Source organism: Pseudomonas sp. Pse35, from assembly GCF_024519715.1.
GTDB lineage: Bacteria > Pseudomonadota > Gammaproteobacteria > Pseudomonadales > Pseudomonadaceae > Aquipseudomonas > Aquipseudomonas paracarnis.
In genome coordinates this window covers 31,183-55,236 of sequence record NZ_JALJRP010000013.1, presented here as the reverse complement: position 1 = coordinate 55,236, position 24,054 = coordinate 31,183, and the positions used below count along the sequence as shown (strand labels likewise).

General features: G+C 57.7%; 17 protein-coding genes and 2 pseudogenes. 9 read left to right on the top strand and 10 right to left on the bottom strand.

Features of this window, described 5'->3' with window-relative positions; translation table 11 throughout:
• The 8 genes and pseudogenes from OC445_RS13545 to OC445_RS27120 all read right to left on the bottom strand — a co-directional run.
• Positions 1-1,998 carry an ABC-three component system protein gene (locus OC445_RS13545; RefSeq protein WP_262020181.1) on the bottom strand — a complete coding sequence of 666 codons (1,998 nt, stop codon included), beginning with the start codon at positions 1,996-1,998 and terminating at the stop codon, positions 1-3.
• 137 nt (positions 1,999-2,135) lie between these two features.
• Positions 2,136-2,488: pseudogene (locus tag OC445_RS13540) on the bottom strand (hypothetical protein).
• An 890-nt stretch (positions 2,489-3,378) separates the two neighbouring features.
• Positions 3,379-5,493: a hypothetical protein gene (locus OC445_RS13535; protein ID WP_262020180.1), complete on the bottom strand. Its 2,115-nt coding sequence runs from the start codon at positions 5,491-5,493 to the stop codon at positions 3,379-3,381.
• A complete protein-coding gene (locus tag OC445_RS13530) occupies positions 5,480-7,000 on the bottom strand; it encodes a site-specific recombinase (protein ID WP_262020179.1) in 1,521 nt (506 codons plus the stop codon). The genes OC445_RS13535 and OC445_RS13530 overlap by 14 nt, the downstream gene beginning before the upstream one ends.
• An 11-nt stretch (positions 7,001-7,011) precedes the next feature.
• Positions 7,012-8,265, bottom strand: coding sequence for a tyrosine-type recombinase/integrase (locus OC445_RS13525; protein WP_262020178.1), 1,254 nt, complete (start codon positions 8,263-8,265; stop codon positions 7,012-7,014).
• 216 nt (positions 8,266-8,481) lie between these two features.
• Entirely contained in the window at positions 8,482-9,024 is a 543-nt protein-coding gene (locus OC445_RS13520) for a hypothetical protein (protein WP_198791280.1), read from the bottom strand.
• A 134-nt stretch (positions 9,025-9,158) separates the two neighbouring features.
• Positions 9,159-9,884, bottom strand: a complete 726-nt coding sequence (locus OC445_RS27125; RefSeq protein ID WP_370712708.1) for a methyl-accepting chemotaxis protein — start codon at positions 9,882-9,884, stop codon at positions 9,159-9,161.
• Positions 9,885-10,016: 132 nt separating this feature from the next.
• Positions 10,017-10,772, bottom strand: a pseudogene (locus OC445_RS27120) (MCP four helix bundle domain-containing protein); the annotation flags it as partial.
• Between the two features lie 157 nt (positions 10,773-10,929).
• On the opposite strand from OC445_RS27120, the gene OC445_RS13510 reads away from it, so the two are divergent.
• Positions 10,930-12,141, top strand: coding sequence for a multidrug effflux MFS transporter (locus OC445_RS13510; protein ID WP_054896498.1), 1,212 nt, complete (start codon positions 10,930-10,932; stop codon positions 12,139-12,141).
• A gap of 96 nt (positions 12,142-12,237) precedes the next feature.
• Here OC445_RS13510 and xerC read toward each other — a convergent pair whose 3' ends face one another.
• Entirely contained in the window at positions 12,238-13,152 is a 915-nt protein-coding gene (gene xerC, locus OC445_RS13505) for a tyrosine recombinase XerC (RefSeq protein WP_034127441.1), read from the bottom strand.
• Positions 13,153-13,260: 108 nt separating this feature from the next.
• On the bottom strand, positions 13,261-14,073 hold the full coding sequence (locus OC445_RS13500) for a M949_RS01915 family surface polysaccharide biosynthesis protein (protein ID WP_054896499.1): 813 nt from the start codon (positions 14,071-14,073) through the stop codon (positions 13,261-13,263).
• Positions 14,074-14,484: 411 nt separating this feature from the next.
• Here OC445_RS13500 and arnC point away from each other — a divergent pair, with 411 nt between their 5' ends.
• The 8 genes from arnC to OC445_RS13460 are packed head-to-tail and all read left to right on the top strand — an operon-like array spanning position 14,485 to position 23,799.
• Positions 14,485-15,519 carry an undecaprenyl-phosphate 4-deoxy-4-formamido-L-arabinose transferase gene (gene arnC, locus OC445_RS13495; RefSeq protein ID WP_054896500.1) on the top strand — a complete coding sequence of 345 codons (1,035 nt, stop codon included), beginning with the start codon at positions 14,485-14,487 and terminating at the stop codon, positions 15,517-15,519.
• Entirely contained in the window at positions 15,516-17,507 is a 1,992-nt protein-coding gene (gene arnA, locus OC445_RS13490; protein WP_054896501.1) for a bifunctional UDP-4-amino-4-deoxy-L-arabinose formyltransferase/UDP-glucuronic acid oxidase ArnA, read from the top strand. Before arnC ends, arnA begins: the two co-directional genes overlap by 4 nt.
• Complete coding sequence (arnD, locus tag OC445_RS13485) at positions 17,507-18,391, top strand: 4-deoxy-4-formamido-L-arabinose-phosphoundecaprenol deformylase (protein ID WP_054896502.1); 885 nt, start codon at positions 17,507-17,509, stop codon at positions 18,389-18,391. Before arnA ends, arnD begins: the two co-directional genes overlap by 1 nt.
• Positions 18,388-20,043: a lipid IV(A) 4-amino-4-deoxy-L-arabinosyltransferase gene (gene arnT / locus OC445_RS13480; RefSeq protein ID WP_072446628.1), complete on the top strand. Its 1,656-nt coding sequence runs from the start codon at positions 18,388-18,390 to the stop codon at positions 20,041-20,043. Before arnD ends, arnT begins: the two co-directional genes overlap by 4 nt.
• Positions 20,040-20,387, top strand: a complete 348-nt coding sequence (gene arnE / locus OC445_RS13475; RefSeq protein WP_198791281.1) for a 4-amino-4-deoxy-L-arabinose-phosphoundecaprenol flippase subunit ArnE — start codon at positions 20,040-20,042, stop codon at positions 20,385-20,387. The genes arnT and arnE overlap by 4 nt, the downstream gene beginning before the upstream one ends.
• Complete coding sequence (arnF, locus tag OC445_RS13470; protein WP_198791282.1) at positions 20,384-20,797, top strand: 4-amino-4-deoxy-L-arabinose-phosphoundecaprenol flippase subunit ArnF; 414 nt, start codon at positions 20,384-20,386, stop codon at positions 20,795-20,797. The genes arnE and arnF overlap by 4 nt, the downstream gene beginning before the upstream one ends.
• Positions 20,794-22,176 (top strand): UDP-glucose dehydrogenase family protein, encoded by a 1,383-nt coding sequence (locus tag OC445_RS13465; RefSeq protein WP_262020177.1) that lies wholly within the window; start codon positions 20,794-20,796, stop codon positions 22,174-22,176. Before arnF ends, OC445_RS13465 begins: the two co-directional genes overlap by 4 nt.
• A complete protein-coding gene (locus OC445_RS13460; protein WP_198791283.1) occupies positions 22,177-23,799 on the top strand; it encodes an ArnT family glycosyltransferase in 1,623 nt (540 codons plus the stop codon).
• Positions 23,800-24,054 lie beyond the last annotated feature (255 nt).

Sequence of the window (24,054 nt, the reverse complement as noted above, 5' to 3'; positions counted from 1 at the left end):
TCAGAGTCCTTTCGAGTTCGTATTGATCGCTGACTGACGGGCGATCAGTCGATCTTGTATTTGCTGGGTGAAGTACTGCTGAACAGAGGCCAGGGTGCCTTTGCGCAGATGATTAAAGACTCCGGCGCGGGTGACCAGCAGGTGGGGCTGACGCTCGGCTGCCATGCTTGTTGCCGAGTCAGCATCGTCCGCCATACCTTCATTGCGCAGCACTGATGGTGGACTCGTCACCCCCGCCAGGATAACAACCGGGGCAGGGGACGAGCCCACAACGTTGATCAGTGGATCGTCGGAGAGCAACCTCACTTCAGGGGTGCCACTTGCAGGGCCAGACCAGTATTTGAGGGCGATGCTTAACACCTCCCCACAGCCGGGGAAATGTTTCCATTCCGTGTCGGTGCCTCCAACCCCTACAGCAACAAGCAGTAGTAATTCAACCGCACTCACCAATATGTCCAAGGTACGTGGGCCGAGGCGCAGTGCGTGTGTCGCATTCTTTCCTTCGGTCTGCGGGTAGAGGAGCTGTACCAGAAATTGACGGCGATCCTCTGGATCCTTCGTAAAGTCGACTAACCAATCCAGCCAAATCGTTTCCATGGCGTTGGCCAGCGCGGGATCATGAATAGCCCCAATTTTTGTGGCGACACCCTGAACAACACGCTGCCACACTAAGTCGTCCATGGCGCTGGCTAACGCGGCAGCCTCAGCTCGAGCAGCACCCTGAGTCTGAAATTGATGATCCTGGCTGCATACGAGCCGCTCGGCGTTCTCCATCCAAGGGAGTTCGCCAAGGTCACTCTCCCCGCAACCGAGGGTATGTCCAACCTCGTGGGCAACGCTGCTACGCCAGATGGGCTCACCAAACATCAAGCTCTGGCTGCCATTGGGGAGGTGCAGGGCCATCCGCAATATCGCTGATGGAAGCGTAAGCGTTGCCCCAACTGGGGGCGCATACGGCGCATATACCCTGAGTCTCCGGTTTCCAGCGGAACCGCCCCAGAGATGAGTCACCACGCCCTGCGCCGACAGCGGGGTCACCGCACCAAGATCATGGGTGCCTGAGAAAGACCATGTTTGACCGGCAGATTGACCTGCGTCCAATAGAAGATATTGGGCCCAGGTTTCGATATCAGGCCGAAGCTCATCCTTGAGCTCGCGGATAATCGCTCGGCATCCTAAAGCTGAAACATCAGAGGTTTCCGCGGTGATGATCATTATGAGTCGTTCGAGTGCGCGCACCGGATCTGTGAAATGCCGACCCAGGCATTGCTCTGAGCGCTGTCTAAGCGCGGCGTCGTTCCCCTCGCAGACGACATAGACGCGTTTCAAGGTGGCTATGATCTGCGCCCAGTCTTTGAACCCGCACCAAGTGGTGAGCCATAAATAGGCGTTGGTCGTCGGGCCGTCCACACGCTGAGCTAATTCGGTGGGGTTAAGCCCTGCCTGGCGACACAGCTTGCACAGCTCATCCAGATGATTGACGGTGAGGTCTTTTTTAATGTGCAGGTGTGCACCAACGAGCGTTAGTTGAAACCGGCGCTCAGGCAGTTGAGCGAATGTGCCGACGCCGGCATGCTTGGCCAAGCTGGAGAATGCGGAGTCGAGGACTGAAGGGCCACCGTCAGATGCGTCATTGCCGGTAGACTCTTGCGAAGCAGCCTGAACGGAATCAGAGGATTTCGACGAGTCTGAAGACGTTTGCTTCGAACCCTTGTTACGAGTTGCTCGGCGCTTGGCAAGTTTAGGCAGATACACCTGTAGATCTGGGTCTTTCGTGCAGAAATCCGTCGTCTGACGCTTGATTTGAAGGTGTTCGTAATCATCTTTCGAGTGGACCACCACGACATCGTCCCACTCTTCGATACCACCGGTCTCAGCACCGATTTCTAGTGGAGCTAGACGTCCGTCCAGGAATTTCTCCAACATGTCCGAAACGCGCTGAGCAATGACTAGCTTCTCGTAGAGCGACTTCTGCTCAAGCCGAAATCGTCTGATCATACTGACATCCCTTTACTTCATCTTCATGTTGGCCAGCTCCGCTGGCAGTTGGCCACATATTACCACTCCATCGAATGAGCAATGTTACGTACATTAATTGTGTGAGGCTGGTTGTAAAGGGCTCTGCCACTCCGAAGCTACGTGTTCTCCAGCCCCTGGTACCAACTTGCGTAAATCGTACTCTGAATCTTGCTCTGGTTCAGATCCGGTGCCCCATCAGTCCACCAAACGGGGCCTCGCTCACCTAACGCCACCTTCGTAGCATGAACATCTGCAAGGCCTGCTCCATCTCACGTGGATCACCTAACGCTTTAGCAGCTTTCACCGCTCGCTTGGCATCCATTAGCTCATTTACCAGCCACTGCCGAGTCTGGTCATCAAGAGAAGGATCTGAGCAACGCCACAGTCGGCCCTTTACAACCAGGTAGCGACCGTCTGGGGTTATAGGATTCGCGCTCAACCCAATGATCGCGCGGATGTGGAGCGCCATGGAGAACCACCTAAGTGTATCAATGGCCATAAAGGAGATATGGGGATTTCACCGAGCGCAGATGACTAGAGATGAGGAGTGAATCGCCCCGGATTTCGTAGATACCTCGTTGGATTAAACTGAGGGCGAGTACGAGGGCCCTTAGCAATCCGAGTCTGGCTTAAAACACAACGGCGATAAAAGGGTGAATACGAGGGAACGTCTTATGAGACGTTCAGAGCAACACAGCAGAAAGGCGAAAGCCCGGTCGTTACCGGGCTTTGCAGATCCCTCAAGGGGAGATAAAGCTCAAGTGCCTCAAGGGCGACCCGCCAAACTGTACGAGCGGTAGAGGCCCATGTCAACGCTTGGCTTCTGGGATAAAAGTAGACAGGGGATGTGTACCGTAATGTGTAGTCGTTAGAGCTGAAACAGTCCTGTCTAGCACTGTGGGCAGGTCACCATGCCGTAATCTGTAGTCGATACGAAGACTACTGATCTGATCTATTGGGTGTTTCTCAACGGTGCCATAACTGACTCTACGTCCAAACCGTTCATAAGGCAGTTGTGTGCTATCACTGACAGAGCCTCGAAAAGCTTGTCTCGCTGCCTTGCCAACGCAGCGTTCTCCGCTTGAAGACTTGCAATACGCTCTTCGAGACTTCTGCGCCGGCGGGCACCATCTGGATCCCTACCGCTTTCCCTCATTTGAACAATACGGGCGGCCTCAATTCTGTCTCCACGGTCACCTCCTAGCGTACCTCGGCTTGTCAGGCCCAGCCGGCGCTGCACCTCCGGTCGGGAAATGGGAGCGAGCTCCACTCCTGAGCTAATCATCTGGGCGAGGAGAGCGTCTATTGCTTCGTCAAGAGTGCCGCCCCTCAATGTCTGTCGTCGTGCCATAATTGCCCCTAGTCATCTGATACCGAACTTTGTCGTTTGTCCGATTCCACAACCGTGATTGGACGCCCGTTTGGAAACACGCGTTGCACACCTCCATTGGTATCGCGTGCAAGGACAGACTTTAAATTCTTGAGCTTGTTTTCCTGGTCTGCTAGCCATACATCGCTGCCTGCCTCTCCGGTGCCTGCGTCGCGCATGATGGATATTGCCTTCGTCAGATTCTTTGCTTGTTTTTCAAGGTTGACCCGCTCCGATGGAGTGCCCATCAGATGTAGATGCGAGCAGCCATTCCAGCATTGAAGGTGCTTAGGGCAGGGGGCCTGGGAGAAATCGTGGATACAACCTCCGAAAGGGGTCACATGCAGCGCCGTGGCGTGTACGGTGAGGAATGCTTCCGCAGTTGTTGTACCTTTATCTGATAGCAAAGCATGGTAACTGTTGGTCAAAGCGCCATGAATGCGCTTATCTCTTATGCCTGTATGTAGAAATTCGATGCGCTCGTGATAGCTATTGAACGCCAGGAACTCATGATGGGCAGCGGTGTTTTCTTCAATGGTCGTGTGTTGGTAATAAACATTCTGGTCAAGGCGTTTGCGCCCCAGGGCCAACGCTTGCTGAACATCGCTCATTCCGGTCAAGTGATAAATGGTGTTCCGCCAGTGTCTAGGCTGATGGCTTGTGAGCCGAATCGGAGTCCCATCGGATTCGGTTAATGAGCGGCGCGAAAAAATGGACGTGTATTTTTCATCGTCACCTAATGCGTGATTGATGTCCACGATGGTGACCCGACGCGGGACCGCACGAAACACATTTGCCTCACGTCCACCGAAACGAAATTGGCCGTCGAAAGCGATGGCAAGCGTTTCGCTGGTTCTAAGTACGATACGAATCTGTCCCCCGAGATTTTCTGTCAATACCTCGTGTCCACGGAGCTTCGGGACGATCAGTCGTTCAATTTCCCCGGCAACGTAGCGTCGTTTTAACGACCTTCCTCGCTTTTCATCTGGCTCATCGTCAAACGGATGGACACCGTTGCGTGTGAGGAAAAGGTATAGATTTCTGCTTGCACTTCTTGCTTCGCTAAAACCTAGCCAGTCCAAGACTTTTGCATCGGAGATCACTGACTGAGGGGGGTAACTCCAAATACGTCCTGGGTTGAGCTCTTGCCAGGCGGCAATTTCTCGTTGTTCATTGGTTAGCGTTTTTAATCGCTCTACTGCGCGCCTGGCTAGAGGAATATCGCTTTCAGCCAGCCAATGAACCCGGGATTGAAATTGCTTCTCCGCAAAGTACCTAATCCCGCATTCGACCAGTGGCTTGCCATGGGCATCGACAACTACTTCTCCTGTCGCCCCTTTGATCGGCCTTTCGACCCAACAATCATAGGGTATTACTGCTACTTCGTTACCTCGTTGTCCAGTCGCGATCAATAAATCGATCACACGCAGCAAAATTTCTTCGCCGTCACTAAGTGGATTGTTTGAACATATGGCATATGCCTCCATCGCCTCACGAGAAGGTAACTTATCATCAGATTTACGCTGTTTTACCGCTCGATCAGGATCGTACAATGAAATGTAATCGTGTCGACGTTTTTCTGGTTTCGCATCATGCTCAAAGTGGATGGCGATCTCGGTTAATTGCAGATTATCAATCGTGTCCGCTACTACTTGGAGGTGAGAGATCGCATCATAGAGATTTTTGTAGCCACTCTCACGGAGAAATCCTACGACACGGTCAAAGTCCCCTCGCGTCAATTGCGTGGGGTCGGATAGACCGCGCTCAAACAAGGGGTTATATATTCGCCGAATAGCAATATTGTATGCGGCCACCATCGAAAACTTTAGGTTCCTGGTGCGTTGTAGATACACAATCAGGGCCTTGCTAAAATCTTGGAACTCGAAGGGGAGTGGGCCCTTGGCCGGAGAAGGATAGCCCGTTTTTTCGAGGGCTTGCCGGTGTGTCTCGAAGGTAAGCGTATTTTGTTTTCCCCGTTGTGGTAACCAGCTTCCGACGGCCCATAACGATGACGACCACGGTGTTGAAATCGGTAACGAATGAAAAATTGCTTGTTCCTGTATAACAAAACCTCCGAGACTTTGACTTGCTCTAGACAGCGTCATCTGCAGCATCCTCAGTTTGTTGCCGGCAGCGCTCGATCGTAGCGCTTACCGCGAGAATGGTTGTCTGATGCTGAGCCAGGGGCCGATTGTGAATGAGGTCACCGGCGAGTTCTGCCCTATCAATGAACCGTTGGGCCTCCCGCTGGAGCGCATCCTTTACCTGCTCATGGCGGCCGTCAGCAAAGGGGTGGAATTTCTTGCAGGTGTAGCACGCGTATATAGGGTTGTAGGGACAATGGGTATGGACCGGCAGGGCGCAGGCGCCAATATCGCCTATGTACTGCGTATCAATGACACCGCGGACGGCTCTTTCAGGAGCTGCATCGCGGCGTTGGACGATTTTCCCAGTTAATAGGCTGCGCATGATGCGTTGATAGGCCGGGCTCTTACCCAGTGCTTTCTCTTTGATCCGGGCAATGTTGGGGGTGGCCGTTACATAAGCACGCGCTGCAACCGTGCTGTTGTGACCGAGCAGTTCGGCAATCATGTCTGCTGGAGTACCCTGATCCGCCAAGCCTTGCCCGAGGTGATGACGCAACAACATGGTTACCTGATTCGGCCTATCTATCCCAGCTTCCCGCAGCTCGTATTTTAGGCCTGTACCGATTTCAATAACCGAGAGACGTCTTCCACAAGGATTGACAAATAATGGTTCACAGTCGCTACCAAAACGGCGTTGAATTTCTGAAACGTGCCGTGAGATTTTCTCACCCAGGCGGGTGGTTACTTTACGGGGGCGCCGCTCAGGTCTGCGCTGGCCGACTTTTTTGGCCATGGGTAACCACAGGGTGTAGTACTTCTCGTGATCAGCGCTCTCAATAAATTCAAAATCAGCAATGTCGAGCGAATGAAATTGAATCGACCGAGGTGCGAGTTCGAAACCCAAATGAAGCACTATATTAAACTGAACATCCTCCCAAGAGTCAGATTTGAGTTCTCGCTCAATGCGTTTGAGTAATCGAATTTCCTCATCAAGCTCTAAACCAGACTGCGAGAGAAAAATTCGAGCATACGGGTCAACACGATCTGACTTTACCTCCTTGATTTTTAAATATGTGATTGGATCGAAGCCATTGATTCCTCTATCCATTGCCCAACGATAAAGCCCTCGAAATCCTACCAGTACTGTCCTCGTTTTTTTGATTTCTTCGAGAGCAGTGATTAGTTCATGTGTGGCCCAAGGAAGTCCGACCGCGAGATTTGTACCAGGTAAAAATCGAAGGGTATCCGCGAACATTGCCGCAGTTCGAGGTGCATATTTCTCAAGTGCATAAGCCATAAAGCCTTTGCCTATTTCGATTAGCTCTGAATTCAACTGGATCGCAGTCCAATCGATTTTCATTGCAAGTCCACCGTCGTACCATGTCCACACCTTCAGCCGCGTATCGACGTAGCGTGGCTGGTCATTAGTACGAGTTCGAATCGCAACGTGAGCGGGCCCCCTGAACACGTAAGCTGGCAAAGAGGAGGGCGGTGACGCGTGTTCTTGATCGGCTGATTTGGTCACGGCGAACCTCCTTAACTGTCAAGTCGGCTCCAGGCTGCCGAGGTGCGCTGGGCATTGTGGAGGTTGGCCGACTCGGCTAGATAACGACCTGCGTAACGGCGTGGCATAGTCGAGGTCTCAGACCAACCGCAGACTCGCCGTAGTTCGTCCGTGGCCCGCTCGAGGTCATGCCCACGCTTTTCGACCAGGTAAGCCAAAAAGTGGTCTGCAAAGGTGTGGCGAAAGTCATGCGCAGAAAGTGTAGGCAACAATCCTGGATGAGCCAGCTCAATGGTCAGAAACAGCCGATCAAGAACGTTAGACAACGCGCGGATCGACAGCGGACGGCCACGATCCGAGATGAACAAATAGCGATACAGCAATTTCATCGGTTTACCGTCACGCAGAGGGCGCCGGTCGCGCTGGATATAGCGCTCGTAGACCTCATACAACTGTGCGGAGATGCCTACGGTCCGCCCATGTGTTTTGAGCGCAGGCTCTTCAACGCGCGGGTCGCGGGGATCATGTTCGCGATCATTGATGCTGACATAGGCGTGCTGAGAACCTTTATTGATATCCGTGGTGTAGAGCTTCAGAAGCTCTCCGCGACGGATGCCGGTCTCCAAGAGCAATTCAATCATTAGCCAGTTACGCAGTTGCAAACGTTCCGGGAACGGATTCGCCGCAGCGCCAGGGCGAATCAGTGTGCGAACGATCTGTAGTTGCGTATCTGTCAGGCTGCGGTAACGAGTGCGATCGGGACGAGCATTGATGATATGGCTCTCAAAGCGCCGCTCAATGACGTCGGCAACATCGGCAAATACCACGTTGATGTCAGCCTGTGTGGCTGAACTCTGACGGGCGCGCGGGATGTAACGGGTGACGCACCAAGACAGGTATTTCTTCAGCAGGCGCAGGTACTGGTCACGTGTTCGTGAACTGATCTGCTGAAAAAGTACAGTGCCAGCTTTGCCGATTCGGGCGATCAGATTATCGGCATGACGGCCACTTTGGAGCCAAATAGCGTAACCGTCCAGCAAAGCCAGAATCGCCTCAAAGTGGCAGGCCAAGATGGCCTCATCGATATCCAGATCTCGGCTTTTGGCATAGGCGTAGAAAGCCTGGATCGCGCGCAGGTGCGCCGCAGCCGTGTTGTAAGCCCGGTGCCTGAGTTTGAGTTGGACGTAGATGAACGGAATGAGTATGGGCAACGGCGTCGCATCACCAGCTTGTACAAGCAGCGGTAGTCGTTGACCTGAAGAGAACCTGCACTGAATCAGTTTCATCGACAGCTACCTCATTCAAGGACTCGCCATGAACACGAAACACATGGCCCGTTGAGAGAGTAGACGTCAAATACGAATTGGTCGAATCAGTGACTTACGTAGCTTATGAACATTTCTAACATGGCCTGTCGTTTAACATAATATACATTATGCGTACCGTCATCTACGGACTGGGGGGCTCTGGTGGTCAGATCTTAAGCCTGGCCCAGGCCTTGATTAATCTCCTGCAGTTCTTGCTTGCACCTCAGTGATGTAATCCAGGACGAATGGATCCTGAGAGCCTTGCTCTGTGTAATAGCCAGCCACATTGGCCAGCGTCCACCGCAGCAACCTCATCAGCACGGGATCAGAAAACGTCCAGCTCCTCGACTCGTACTGATACCGGCTCCTGGTGAAAACATTCCGGTACCGCTCGAACGAATCTTCCTGGCTGTCCAGAGACAACTTTTTACGGATCTCAGCAGGCATGGCATGAAACAGCGTCAACAGATCGTGACCGTCGCGACGCTGATCGGCCCGCGTCTTGCCAATTGACTGAAGATGCTTGTGAGCCGCTATTAACGCTTCGACGGAAGGCTTGTAGGTTTCATTGGATGTACCTTGGTGTTGATCTGGTACGAAAATGAAGCTTTTCAGCAGGATTTCCATGCCGATCGCGTTTACCATGGATACATGTGGGAGATTTTGGGCGTCTAGAAGCTCGGAAGCCTTGAGATAACTATGGGCGCTTTCGAGCATCCAGCCTGGAAAGTGGTTCATTTAACAGAGCTCCTTGAAGATGCATGCCATCGGAAGATAGCTCACCAGGTGGGCTGCCCTACCCTTATAATATGTCAACAAGGAATAACTAAACTAAATGACTATTTAGTTTAGTTATATTTGAGTATCCTCCATCAAAGCCTAAACCGATCCACCGACTGCGAAAGCTTCCCCGCCAAACTCGACAATTCATCCGTCGTCGACGCCGTCTCGCCAATCACCCGACTGTTACTTTCCGACATTCCCGCAATCCTCTCCACCTGATGAGCAATCTCATTACTGGCCAAGCTCTGTTCACTGATGGTGCGAGAAATATCATTGACCAATTCAGTAGTGCTCAACGTGGCCTGGAGGATCTCGCGAATGGCGCGTTCCACTTCGGCAGTCACCGCCATGCCCTTGTCCACTTGGGCAACGCCCTCCTCCATGCTGATCACCGCTTCACGGGTGTTTTGCTGGATACTCCCGACCATGCTGGCGATTTCCTGGGTGGAGGCGCTGGTGCGTCCGGCCAGGCTGCGCACTTCGTCGGCCACGACTGCAAAGCCGCGCCCTTGTTCACCGGCGCGGGCGGCTTCGATGGCGGCGTTCAGGGCCAGCAGGTTGGTCTGGTCGGCAATCCCCTTGATCACCTGGATAATGCTGTAGATCGCCTCGGACTCCTTGTCCAGCGTGCGGATCACTTGGGCTGACTGTTGGGCAGAACGGGCGATGCCATCCATGTCGCTGACCACCTGGTGGATAACCCGGCCGCCGTCCTTGGCCAGGGTTTCAGCCTGGCTGGCCATGTCCAGGGCACGTTGGGCGTGACGGGTGATTTCTTCGATACTGGCGGTCATTTCGCTCGCGGCGGCGGCCATGGTGCTGGCGGCGACGCTTTGTTGCTGGCTGCTGCCTGCCACTTCATGGCAACCCTGGCTGAGGCGCTCGCTCATGCCATTCACGCCATGGGCATTGCTGCGAACCACTTCGATCATGCCGCGCAAATCCCGCTGCATCGTCGCCAGGCTGCGAATCAGTGCACTGGCTTCGTCCTGGTTCTTGGGTTCGGCAATCGGCTCGCTCAGGTTGCCATGGGCAATGCTCTGGGCAATACGGCTGGCGGTGCGCAACGGCCCCATGATGCTCAGGGTCACCCAACGTCCTTGTGCCAGCAGCAACAGCAGGCTCGCCCCCAATACAATAATCAAGGTCCAGTTAGCGTTACTGATGGTTTGACGGGTACCAGTGCTGGTGAGTTGGGTATTGTTTTCGATCAGTTCGCTCAACGCCGCCATTTGTTCTTCCAACTGGCTGAACGCGGCATTGAAGGTCTGCAGTTCCCCTCGTGCGGCCTCTGGATTCTCCAGGGCCAGCGCGACGATGCGCTCGCCGGCACTGATGTAGGTGTCCAGGCTGGGTTTGATTTTTTCCAGGCTGGCCTTGATCGAGGCGTCCAACGGCAGCTTGAGATTGTCCGCCAGCACCTCGCGAAAGTGCTCGGCATGCTCCTTGATCGAGCTGTTGACCTCGGCCGGCGTACTGGTGCTTTTGCTCAGCCCGACCAACATCGCCGACAGTACATCCGCACGCAGGGCGTCGTGCATCATGTCGGCTTCCATGTGGTTGCGCAGTACCGTCATGCTGACGTCGTTGTCCTGTACCGCATCGGCCATCCGCGTATTGCCCAGGTAGCCAGCCAGGCTCATGATCAAAGCCGTGAGCAACCCGGTCGCAATCAACAGCACCAAGCGTAATTTGATCGTCATAGTGGTACCCCGTGCCAGGAACGCCGGTTGGGAACCCAACCGTTTCAATGTCGCTGCTAGCTGTATCGGCAGCTGTTGCTTGTTAGTGAAGCCTAAGTTTGCGGATCTGCGCGGTTCCCTTAAGCTGACCGTCCGTTGCTCTACCTGGATCTGCCAAATGCCTCAACGTATCGCCCGTCTCGCCCTGTTGCTGGGCTTGATCACCGCCGTCGGCCCGTTTGCAATCGACATCTACCTGCCGGCGCTGCCCACCCTGGGCGCCAGCCTCCAGGCCTCGCCGGCGGCCGTGCAGATGAGTTTGACGGTGTTCTTTATGATTATCGGCGTGTGCCAGTTGTTCTACGGCCCCCTCAGCGATGTGTTCGGGCGTAAACCGCCGATTTATGCGGGCCTGGTGATCTTTGCCATTGGCAGTGTCGGCTGCGCGCTGGCACCGACCATCGAAGTGTTGATTGGCTTTCGTGCGGTGCAGGCGTTCGGTGCCTGTGCGGGGATGGTGATTCCACGGGCGATTGTCCGTGACCTGTACACCGGCCATGAAGCGGCGCGTCTGATGGCTTTGTTGATGCTGGTGATGAGTGTTTCGCCGATCCTCGCGCCACTGGCCGGTAGCGTGGTGATTTCGATCTGGAGCTGGCGCGAAGTGTTTGCCGTGTTGGCGGTGGTGGCCGTTCTGTGTCTGGTGATGACCGCAGTACAACTGCCAGAAACCCACCCGGCCGAGCGCCGCCTGGGCAAGACACTGGGCCAGGCGTTCGGCAGTTATGGCGCCCTCCTCCGCGACCCGGTCTTTACGGGCTTGTCGGTGGTGTGCGGGTTTGGTCTGGCCACCTTCTTCGTGTTCATCGGCAGCGCGCCCTTCGTGTACATCGAGTTTTTTGGCCTGACACCGACCCAGTTCAGCCTGTGCTTTGCGCTCAACGCGGCCTCGTTTTTCGCCATGAGCCAATTGACCGCCCGCCTCAGCGCCCGCTTTGGCCTGGCGCCGTTGATTCGCTGGTCGGTGGTGGGCGTGGCGGCGGTCATGAGCTTGCTGGCGGGCACCACACTGTGGGGTGACAGCCTGGGCTTGATGATGGGGCTGTTGTTTATCGGTTTCGGCTTTCTTGGCCTGCTATTGCCGGCGGCCGGGGTACTGTCGCTGGAGGATCATGGTGCGGTGGCAGGTTCTGCGTCTGCACTGCTGGGTGCGATCCAGATGGTCACAGCGGCTGTGGCGATGACCTTGGTGGGTATCTTTGCCGACCATACGCCGGCGCCGATGTTGATCGGTATTGCGCTGTGTGCGCTTGCCGCGATGCTGACCACCTTGTGGACGTTGCGGCGCTTACCGGCTCACTTGACCTCAAGCGTCCCGCCTTCCTCTTGAGCACAGGAGCAGGCAGATTCAACATTCTGGTTGCCTGTGAGGCCCTCTTCGCAGGCAACCCAGCTCCCACATTTGAATCGTGGCGTATCCACAAGCCTACAAATCAAATCGGTCCACCGCCCGCCGGCGCTCATTGTCGTCACGCACGTCATAGCTGGCAGTGGTCTGGATGTTGGTGTGATGCGCCAGTTTCTGCGCAATCGACAAATCATGCTCCTCGATCACCCGGGTGATAAACGAACGACGGAAATCATGGGGCATGATCTTGACCCCCACTTGATCGCCGCGCTGGCGCGCGATGTAGTAAATCGCATGCTTGGTGATCCGCTCTCGGGTGATATGGCTGCCTCGCCGGATGCGGTTGAACAGGAAGCTGTCGTCCTGCTCGCCTTCCTTGAGGTGCTCGCGACGAAACGCCAGCCAGGCTTGCAGCTTGGCAAACGCCCAGTCCGGCGCGTACTTGACCAACTCTTTGTTGCCCTTGCCGATCACGCGCAAGCTGCGCTCGTCAAAGTTGACCTGTGCCAAGTCCAGGTTCACCGACTCCGACTTGCGCATGCCCGAGCCATATAACAGGCCGATCACCGCTGCATCCCGCAGGCCCTGGGGCCGAGGGTCGGCGGCGCAGACGTCGAGCATCTCGCGGATCAAGGTGCGGCGCAGATTGCGGCCCTGGCTCAGGCGCGTGCCAGGTGTGGCCTTGACCGAGCGCATCTTCAACAGGTGGTCCTGGCTGATCAAGCTCATGCGCCACGCTTCATTCATGACCCCGCGCACCGCATTCACATACAGCGACGAAGTGTTCGGCGCTAAGCCGTCCTCGCGCAAGGCAGCCACCAGTGCGATGACGTGTTCAGGCTGCAGCAGGTGCCAGTCAATCTCTTCGAGGTTGAGGTCTTCGAAACCCAAGCGGTCGGCGGCATCCTGCAGCACGTAGCGCATGGTCAGTTGGCTGGAAGGCGCCAGGCGGGTGAGATATAGGGTCAGTGGGTTGCAAATGGACTCGGTCAAGGTAGATCAGCCTTTGGATTAAATACACCGACCAACTATTTGATTAGTCGATGTATTTAGTGGATTGGCGAAGGCCGAGTCTAACCCAGGACCGGCCCTGGCACAAAATCACGGGGCCGATTCGTCGTCTTCGCTGGCTGCCTGGGGTTGGGCCTGGGATTGGCTCCAGTCAGCGTCCTGTTGCTGCATCAGCGCGAACCACTGCTGGCGCATAAAAGCGAGGTAACTGTCCGGCGCCTTGGCAAAGTCCTTCTCGTCGCCATAGCAGCCTGGCAGGGGCAGTTCGGTGCCCTGCTCCTTGTATTGGCTGACCAGCGCTTGCTGCGCCGCGACGCTGCAGTCGGTGGGCAGGGGCATGCCGCGCAAGGCACCAGCGTCCTCGTCCCACCAACTGGCGCCCACGCGGTCAAGGCCACGCAGACGATACTTCTCGGACTTGCCGGCATGCATGATCAACTTGAATTCGTTGGGGCTGACATCACTGGTGCAGGCCCGCGAATAACCGACCGTGGCCTGGGTATTGCCGTCGCCCAGCAGGTCGGTGACCTTGGTGGCAGCCCGGTCAAAGCGCAGCCCTGCGTCGAATTCGCAGTGCTGTACATCGTCGTACAGCATCCACACGCGCTTGGGGCGCTCGCCACCCAGCACGTATTGCGCCGCGTAGACAAAGGCCGATTGGGTACCATCGTCATCGCGCTCACCGACTTGCTCGGCGAGTACCAGCAGGTTTTTGCCTTGGCGGTCATCCCAGGTATAAGCCGCGACCTGCTTGCCGCGCACTTCCACCCCGTCCGGCACCTGGTCCAGTGGGGTCAGCGCGACGCCTTGATCGGCCCGCACGCTGGTGACACAGGCCACCGTCATCAACAATCCCATCAGCGCTGGCCGCAACTGGCCGCGTAAAAGCTGCACGCTATTCATCCGAGTACCCTGGCAAGAGAGGGCTTACTTTACCGGCACTTGAGCGCTAATGCAGAGAAGATTGTTGAAGGGCGAGCATTGGGCTGATCGCCTCGCTCAGATTGAACCAAGCGTCTTGTACGAAGCTCCGATGTCGCCCTGTGAGACCTACATGTAACGCCTTGATTACTTAGCTGAACCCTAGCTGTCTGCCTGTCAAATAAACGAGTTTTTCATCCGCCTTTCATATTCGTTGCACATTTTTGCGCTTAACCTTGTAGGCAACACTTGAGAGCAATCCGTGGATTATCGACTAACCTATTGAAAACGCATCATCTTTAGCCCCGTTTTGTAACCTGCGGGCTGTAGTTTTGCCCAATGAACGCTGCCGTTTTCACGCTTGAAGTCGCTTTAGCCCGAGGTCATGAATCTTTGAAACCCTACCCTATTCATTGCGTGTCGATCGTTATCCCGGTCTACAACGAACAAGAAAGCCTGCCTGAGTTGCTGCGTCGCACCACGGCAGCCTGCAAGCATCTGGCCTACGAATACGAAATCATCCTGGTGGATGACGGTAGCCGCGACAACTCGGCCCAACTGCTCGAAGACGCCGCCGCGGAAGACGGCAGCAATGTGGTAGCGGTGATCCTTAACCGCAACTACGGCCAGCACGCGGCGATCATGGCCGGCTTTGAACAGTGCCGTGGCGAAGTGGTGATCACCCTTGACGCCGACCTGCAGAACCCGCCGGAAGAGATCCCGCGCCTGGTCGAGCAAGCTGCCCTGGGCTACGACGTGGTTGCCACTGTGCGCAATAACCGCCAGGACTCGGCCTTCCGCCGCTGGCCGTCGCGCTTGATCAACCTCGCCGTGCAACGTTCTACCGGCGTGGCCATGACCGACTACGGCTGCATGTTGCGTGCCTACCGCCGCACCATCGTCGACGCCATGCTCGCCTGCCGTGAGCGCAGCACGTTCATTCCTATCCTGGCCAACGGCTTCGCCCGCCACACCACGGAAATCCTGGTGCACCACGCCGAACGTGAGCACGGCGAATCCAAATACAGCACCATGCGCCTGATCAGCCTGATGTTCGACCTGCTGACCTGCATGACCACCACGCCCTTGCGCCTGCTGTCCATCGTCGGTTTCAGCCTGGCGGCGCTGGGCGTGCTGTTTGCCTTTGCCCTGATCGTCATGCGCCTGGCCTTCGGCGCCGACTGGGCCGGTGATGGCCTGTTCGTGCTGTTTGCGGTGTTGTTTGTGTTCACCGGTGGCCAGTTCATCGGCATGGGCCTGCTGGGCGAATACCTGGGCCGCATGTACAGCGATGTACGTGCCCGCCCACGCTTCTTTATTGAAAAAGTGCTGCGCAACCAACCGGCAGCACCGGCTCCAGTCGTCGTGGTCGACGGCCTGGTGTCTTCCCATACTTCTACTTCTTCTTCGGATCAGGTCCAGTCATGAGTTCAAAAGCTGTTGTATTCGCCTACCACGATATTGGCTGCGCAGGCATTGAAGCGCTGCTCAGCGCCGGTTACGACATTGCCGCCGTGTTCACCCATGCCGATGACCCCAAGGAAAACAACTTCTACGGTTCCGTCGCCCAACTTTGCGCCCGCAATGGCATCCCGGTACATGCACCGGAAGACGCCAACCACCCGCTGTGGATCGAACGCATCGCCAAGCTGAACCCGGAGTACATCTTCTCGTTCTACTACCGCAACCTGCTGAGCGAGCCGCTGTTGGCCACCGCCCGCAAAGGCGCGTTCAACCTGCACGGCTCGTTGCTGCCTAAATACCGTGGCCGCGCCCCGGCCAACTGGGTGCTGGTCAACGGCGAAACCGAAACCGGCGTGACCCTGCATCGCATGGTCAAGCGTGCCGATGCCGGCGCCATCCTGGCCCAGCAAAAAGTCACCATCGAGCGCAGCGATACCGGCCTGAGCCTGCACGCCAAGCTGCGTGAGGCGGCCACTGCCCTGTTGCGCGATGCTCTGCCACAGCTGGCCCAGGGCAAGCTGAGCGAAACCGCCCAGGACGAGAGCAAAGCCACCTACTTCGGTCGTCGCACCGCCGCCGATGGCAAGCTGGACTGGAAAAAACCTGCCGAGCAACTGTTCAACCTGGTACGCGCAGTGACCCAGCCGTACCCCGGCGCCTTCTGCGCCGTGGGCGAGCACAAGCTGATCGTGTGGCAAGCCGACGTGGTCAAGGGCAACGAAGGTTTGGCGCCTGGCCGTGTAATCAGCGTCAACCCGCTGCGCATTGCCTGCGGTGAAGATTCCCTGGTGGTCAAGTTCGGCCAGCGCAACGAAAACGGCCTGTACCTGGCCGGCCCGTCCCTGGCCGATGAACTGGGCCTGGTAGACGGTTCCGTGCTGCGCGGCGCCGAGTCGGGCCGCAAGCCGCGCCGTACCCGTGTGCTGATCCTGGGCGTGAACGGTTTTATCGGTAACCACCTGTCCGAGCGCCTGCTGCGTGACGACCGCTACGAAGTCTATGGCCTGGACATCGGCTCCGACGCCATCGAGCGCCTGCGCAGCCACCCGAACTTCCATTACGTGGAAGGCGACATCAGCATCCACACCGAGTGGATCGAGTACCACATCAAGAAATGCGACGTGGTGCTGCCGCTGGTGGCCATCGCCACGCCGATCGAATACACCCGTAACCCGCTGCGCGTGTTCGAACTGGACTTCGAAGAAAACCTCAAGCTGGTGCGCTACTGCGTCAAGTACAACAAGCGCGTGATTTTCCCGTCGACCTCCGAAGTCTATGGCATGTGCCAAGACCAGTATTTCGACGAAGACACCTCCAACCTGGTGGTGGGCCCGGTCAACAAGCAACGCTGGATCTACTCCGTCTCCAAGCAACTGCTGGACCGCGTGATCTGGGCCTACGGCGACAAGGGCCTGAAGTTCACCCTGTTCCGTCCATTCAACTGGATGGGCCCGCGCCTGGACCGCCTGGACTCGGCGCGTATCGGCAGCTCCCGCGCCATTACCCAGCTGATCCTGAACCTGGTGGAAGGCACGCCGATCCGTCTGTTCGACGGTGGTGAGCAGAAGCGTTGCTTCACCGACATTGCCGACGGCATCGAAGCCCTGGCGCGCATCATTGATAACGACAATGGCGTCTGCGACGGCCAGATCATCAACATCGGCAACCCCGAAAACGAAGCCAGCATTCGCCAGTTGGGCGAAGAACTGCTGCGTCAGTTCGAGGCTCACCCACTGCGCCACAATTTCCCGCCGTTCGCCGGTTTCCGCGACGTCGAGAGCAAGGCGTTCTACGGCACAGGTTACCAGGACGTGGCGCACCGCAAGCCGAGCATCGAAAACGCCAAGCGCCTGCTGAACTGGGAGCCGAGCGTGCAGATGAGCGAAACCATCGGCAACACGCTCGATTTCTTCTTGCGTGAAGCCATGCTTGAAATTGCGGATAAAAAGTAATGCAGGCAGGTCTTCGCATCGACGTCGACACCTACCGCGGCACCCGTGAAGGTGTGCCACGGTTGCTCGACTCCCTGGCCGAAGCTGGGGTCAAAGCGACGTTCTTCTTCAGTGTCGGGCCGGACAACATGGGGCGCCACTTGTGGCGCCTGATCCGCCCGCAGTTTTTGTGGAAGATGCTGCGTTCCAACGCTGCCGGCCTGTATGGCTGGGATATTTTGCTGGCCGGCACCGCCTGGCCAGGCAAGCCGATTGGCCGCGACCTGGGGCATTTGATGCGCCAGGCCAAGGCCGCCGGGCATGAAGTCGGCCTGCACGCCTGGGACCACCATGGCTGGCAGGCCAACACCGGGCGTTGGAGCGAGGCACAGCTGGTCGAGCAGATTCGGCGCGGCGTAGACACCTTGAGCGACATCCTCGGCGAGCGCGTCGACTGTTCAGCGGCCGCCGGCTGGCGTGCCGATGAGCGCGTGGTGCAAGCCAAGCAAGGCTTCAACTTTCGCTACAACAGCGATTGCCGGGGCACCAGCCTGTTTCGACCAACCTTGGCCGATGGCAGTGCGGGCACCCCACAAATTCCGGTAGACCTGCCGACCTTCGACGAAGTCGTCGGGCCGGTGGTGGCTGCCAACGATTTCAACCGTTTCATTCTCGACAGGTTCAGCGCGTCGAAGCTGAACGTCTATACGATCCACGCAGAAGTAGAAGGGATTCTGATGGCCAATGATTTTCGCCAGTTGCTCGCCCAGGCAGGGCAGCGCGGCATTGATTTCAAACCCTTGGGCGAACTGTTGCCCACGGATGTGACCACCCTGCCCCAGCAACAGCTGGTACGCGGCGCCTTGAGCGGCCGCGAGGGCTGGCTTGGAGTACAGCAGGCATGATCCGCCGCTGGGCCTTGCCCCTGCTCCTGCTCGCGTTTGCGGTGTTCTACCTGCTGCCGTTGGCCACCCATGGCCTGTGGATTCCCGATGAAACCCGCTATGCACAAATCAGCCAGGAAATGCTGATGACCGGCAAGTGGGCCTCGCCGCACTTCATGGGGATTCGCTACTTTGAAAAACCTGCGGCCGGCTACTGGATGATCGCGCTGGGCCAGGCGATCTTCGGCCAGAACCTGTTCGGCGTACGGTTTGCCTCGGCGTTGAGCACCGGCTTGAGCATTCTGCTGGTGTATCTGGTCTCTCGCCGGTTGTGGAATGATCCGCAAAAAAGCCTGGTCAGCACGTTGCTCTACATGAGTTTCGTCAGCGTGGCTGCGCTGGGCGGCTATGCCAACCTGGACCCGCAGTTCACTTTTTGGGTCAACCTGACCGGCGTGGCCTTGTGGTTCTGCTTCGACAGCACCACGCGGCGTGCGCGCTTGTGGTCCTGGGCCTTGCTGGGCCTGGCGTGCGGCATGGGCTTCATGACCAAGGGCTTCCTGGCCTGGTTGCTGCCGGTGCTGGTCGCCCTGCCCTACGCCGTCTGGCAAAAACGTTTTGGCGAGTTGTGCAAATTTGGCCCTGTTGCCGTGGTGGTGGCGATTGCGGTCAGCGTGCCGTGGGCCCTGGCTGTGCACCTGCAAGAGCCGGACTACTGGCATTTCTTTTTCTGGCACGAGCACATCCAACGCTTTGCCGGTGAAGACGCCCAGCACGCCGAACCTTTCTGGTATTACTTGCCGCTGCTGGTAGGGTTCGCACTGCCGTGGGTTGCGCTATTGCCGTCCGCGTTCAAGCAGGCCTGGCTGCAACGGCGTGTGCCGAAAACCGCGTTCCTGCTACTGTGGCTGTTGATGCCCCTGGCCTTTTTCAGCTTGGCCAAAGGCAAGCTGCCCTCCTACATTATGCCGTGCATGCTCCCCCTGGCCTTGCTGATGGGCTCGGCCCTGAGCGACAAACTGGCTCAAGGCCACGGCCGCGTTCTGCGCATCAATGGCTGGTTGAACCTGGTGATCGGCGTGCTGGTCTTGCTGGCCCTCAGCTGGTTCCAGTTGAAGAAGCCGGTATACGAACCGGGAGAAGAAACCCTCAGCCTGGTGCTGGTGTTCATCTTTTTGTTCGGTTGGATCGTGGTCAATCTGCTGCAAGCGGCGCGCCCTTTGGCATTGTGGGCCGCGCCGCTGATCGGCAGTGGATTGCTGGTGCTGCTGGTGCCTGCGGCGTTGCCTCATTCGGTGGTTTACAACAAGACCCCGGACCAGTTCATCATTGATCACATCGACGAATTGCAACCCAGCGTTGCCCTGCTGAGCAACGACCTGGGCGCCGCCTCGGCGCTGTCCTGGCGCCTCAAGCGTCCCGATATCACGCTGTACAACACCTCGGGTGAGGTCAAGTACGGCCTGGCTTACGAGGATACGGCCCCGCGTCTGGTCGACCGTAACCGCATCCAGGCGTGGATGGCCGAAACCCGGCGTACCGGCGCGGTGGGCGTGGTGATGCGCGTCAATAGCACCGGCGAAAAAGAAGAACTCGCACTGCTGCCCACTGACGGCAAGCGTTATGCGCAAGGCAAGATCGTGATCCTGATTTTCCCGCAGGTCACGCCATGATCACCCTGCTGCTACTGCTCACGGCCTGCCTGCTGACCTGCATGGGCCAGGTCTCGCAAAAATTCGCCGTGGAAAGCTGGCGCGGCGTGCCAGACGGCTGGGCACTGAAACTGCGCTCGCCGTGGTTGTGGTCGGCGCTGGTGTGCCTGGGCCTGGGCTTGCTGGTTTGGCTGCTGGTGTTGCAGCGCCTGGAAGTCGGCATTGCCTACCCCATGCTCAGCCTGAATTTTGTGCTGGTCACGCTGATGGCGCGCTTTGTGTTTCATGAACCCATTGATGCTCGTCATTGGCTGGGCGTGGGGCTGGTGATTGCCGGCGTGGTCTTGCTGGGGCGCCAGGTATGAGTCGCGTGCGGGGTTTCGCCCTGGCTTTGGGCAGTGTCGGCCTGGTGAGTGGTGCCCAACTGGGCATGCGCTGGAGCATGACGCGCCTGCCGCTTCCCACCCAATGGCTGGCTGCCTTCACGGATAACAGCATCGACCTGGGCGCCTTGGGCGTGGTGATCCTGGCGATCATCGCCTATGCGCTGTCGATGCTGTGCTGGCTCGGCGCACTGAAGCACTTACCCCTGGGCCGCGCCTATTCGCTGCTCAGTATCAGCTACGCGCTGGTGTATTTGCTGGCCGCCAGCCTGCCGGCGTTCAACGAAACTTTTTCGCTTTCAAAAACCTTGGGGGTGGCCTTGGTCATCCTCGGCGTACTGGTTATCAACTCTCGTCGTGCTAGCACCTCAAGTCCCAGGAATACCCCATGAAAATCAGTGTATTTGGTAGTGGTTACGTTGGTCTGGTCCAGGCCACGGTATTAGCCGAAGTCGGTCACGATGTCATTTGCATGGACGTTGACAAGCACAAGGTCGAATCGCTGCAGAAGGGGCATGTGACCATCTTCGAGCCGGGCCTGGCAGCCATGGTCAAGGACAACCTGGAAAGCGGGCGCCTGCGCTTTACCCACGACGAAAAACTCGCCGTCGAGCACGGTGAAGTGTTGTTTATTGCCGTGGGCACGCCGTCGGATGAAGACGGCTCTGCCGACCTGAAATACGTGCTGTCGGTGGGTGATGCGGTAGCCCGCCATCGCGTGGCGCCGGTGATCCTGGTGGAAAAATCCACCGTACCGGTCGGAACTGGCGACACATTGCGCGACCACATCCTCAATAACCTGCGCGCCGCCGGCCGTGAGCTGCAGTTCGATATCGTCTCCAACCCGGAATTCCTCAAGGAAGGCTCCGCCGTTGCCGACTGCCGCCGCCCGGACCGGATCATCATCGGCTGCGAGCGTGAAGAGGTGCGCGACGTGATGCGCGACCTGTACGCGCCCTTCAACCGCAACCACGATCGCATCATCTTCATGGACCTGCGCAGCGCCGAACTGACCAAGTACGCCGCCAACTGCATGCTGGCCACCAAGATCAGCTTCATCAACCAGATCGCCGAGTTGGCTGAACACCTGGGTGCCGACATTGAGTCGGTGCGCCTGGGCATCGGTGCCGACTCACGCATCGGCTACCACTTTATCTACCCTGGCTGCGGTTATGGCGGCTCGTGCTTCCCCAAAGACATGCGCGCCCTGATCCACAGCGCCAAGCAGGCCAACTGCTCCAGCGACCTGCTCGAAGCCGTGGAAGCCATCAACCAGCGCCAGAAGAGCAAGCTGTTCGAGCGCATCAACGCGTTCTTCCAGGGCAACCTCAAGGGCAAGACGTTTGCTTTGTGGGGCCTGGCCTTCAAGCCCAACACCGATGACATGCGTGACGCCCCCAGCCGCGTGCTGATGGAAGCCCTGTGGGCTGCCGGGGCCAATGTGCGCGCCTTCGACCCTGAAGCCATGCAGGAAACCCAACGCATCTACGGCGATGACCCGCGCCTGATGCTGATGGGCACCCCGGAATCCACCTTGGGCGGCGCCGATGCGTTGATCGTGTGCACTGAATGGCAGCAATTCAAGGCGCCGGACTTTGACCTGATTCACCAGCGCCTGAAAACCCCGGTGATCTTCGACGGCCGTAACCTGTACGACGGCGAGCGCCTGACGCGCAAAGGCCTCAAGTACTTCCCCATCGGCCGCGGCGACTCCTGCGAGTTACCGATCCCCCAGCAAAACTGGGTGGAACAGGTCAAGGACGCTTGCTAAGTGAACATCGCCTTACCGTCCGGGCAGCGTGCAACGATCCGTCGCCAGTCCCTGGGGCTTGGGCTCTTGGCGCTGCTGCTGTTTATCGTCGGCAACTGGCACCAGGCGATCATCGGCTTTGATTCGCGCTTTGTGCTGTTTGCCCAGGAAATGCTGCGCCATGGCCCGAGTTTCTTTCCCACCACCTATGGTCAGCCGTATGCCGATTACCTGGCAACGTCGACCCTGCTGACATGGCTGCTGTCGTTGCCCTTGGGTCAGGTCACCAGCCTGACAGCGTGGCTGCCCACGGCGGTCGCGTCGGCGCTGATCGTGGTGCTGGTCTATCGCCTCACCGCGCCCTACTCGCCGCGCTGGGGCCTGCTGAGCATTGCGATGCTGCTGCTCAGCAGTACCTTCGTCAGCGAAACCCGCGCAGTCTCCCTCGACCAGATGCTCGCCGCCGTGGCGTTGGCGGTGTTCTACCTGGGCTATGCCCATGACCATTTCGCTGCAGCCAAGCGCCTGCATTGGGTGTTTTTTCTGCTGCTGTTGGGGTTTGCCATTCGTGGCCCGATTGGCCTGGTGATCCCCACGGGCGTGTTGTGCAGCTACTACCTGATCAACCGTCAGTGGCGCCAGCTGTTCAGCTTCGGCCTGCTGGCACTGGCGCTGCTGGCGGCGTGCGTCGGCCTGTTGTTGCTGCTGGCCAAGCTCAGCGGCGGCGAAGACTTCATGCATGATGTGATTCGCATGCAGTTCCTGGGGCGCATGGATGGCAGCGAAGGCTCCGGCGGCGTGCTGTATTACTTCACCAGCTCCCTGGGCAACTACGCCCTGGCCTATCCACTGGCATTGTTAGTGCTGCTGGCGGTGCTGATGGACGGTCGACGCGCACCGGCCCCGGCCTTGAAGCTAGTGCTCTACTGCGCGGCAGCGGCTGTGCTGGTGATGCTGGGCCTGTCGGTACCCCAAGCCAAGAAAGCGCGCTACATCCTGCCGATGCTGCCGATGGCCGCGATCATTGCCGCGTACCCCTTCGCGGTCACGCAAGGGCGACAGTTTGCGTGGCTACGCGCCTTGATGCTGGGCATCTGGACGCTGTTGCCAACGCTGTTGGCCATTGGCTTGATGGTGGCGCGGCGGCGCTACCCGGAACCGCTGGCCGACCTTGAGCTGATCTTCGTCGTGCTCGGCACGCTACAGGTGCTGGCCCTGCTGGCATTGCTCCGCTCGCGGCTGCGCACCTACGGCCCCGCCTTGGCCGCCGTGCTCGCCCTCTGGACCACCTACATCATGGTGGTTGAACCCCTGGAACGTCAGGTGTACGACACCCGCACCTTCAGCCTTGCCGTCAAGGCACACGTTCAGCAGCAACCAGCGCCGCTGGTGTTGCATGCACTGGGCAAAGACGCGAAAGCTATCAAGTTCATGGTCAACTTCGATTGCGACAAGGTGCCGCTGTTTACCCAACTGCCTGCCGAATTGAAACCGGTCCAGGCGCCGGCATGGTTGGTCATGAGCCAGGCTGACTTCCAGGCACTGGACGATCCGCGCCTGCGCTCAATCACGCCGACGCTCACCGCAGCGTTCGACAAAAATCCGTATGTGTTGCTGCACTTGGCAAAAACCACGACGCCTTGAGTGCTTTGCCCGCTGCACTGTAAGAAAGAACGCCCACTCCTCCACGAGTGGGCGACTTTCATCATAGGTACCAAGAAAACACCTACATTTGTTTGCGTAATGGCTGGTGCACTTTCCCTTCCGGTGCTCGGAGCCCAACTGTAGACTCGCTGCCACGTGCACTTACTATCTACCACCCGACCGCCAGGACTGCCCTGAAACGCTTGGGCCAGGGCACTTCATGACAACAAGGACGTTGTAGGCTGCCCGCGCGCG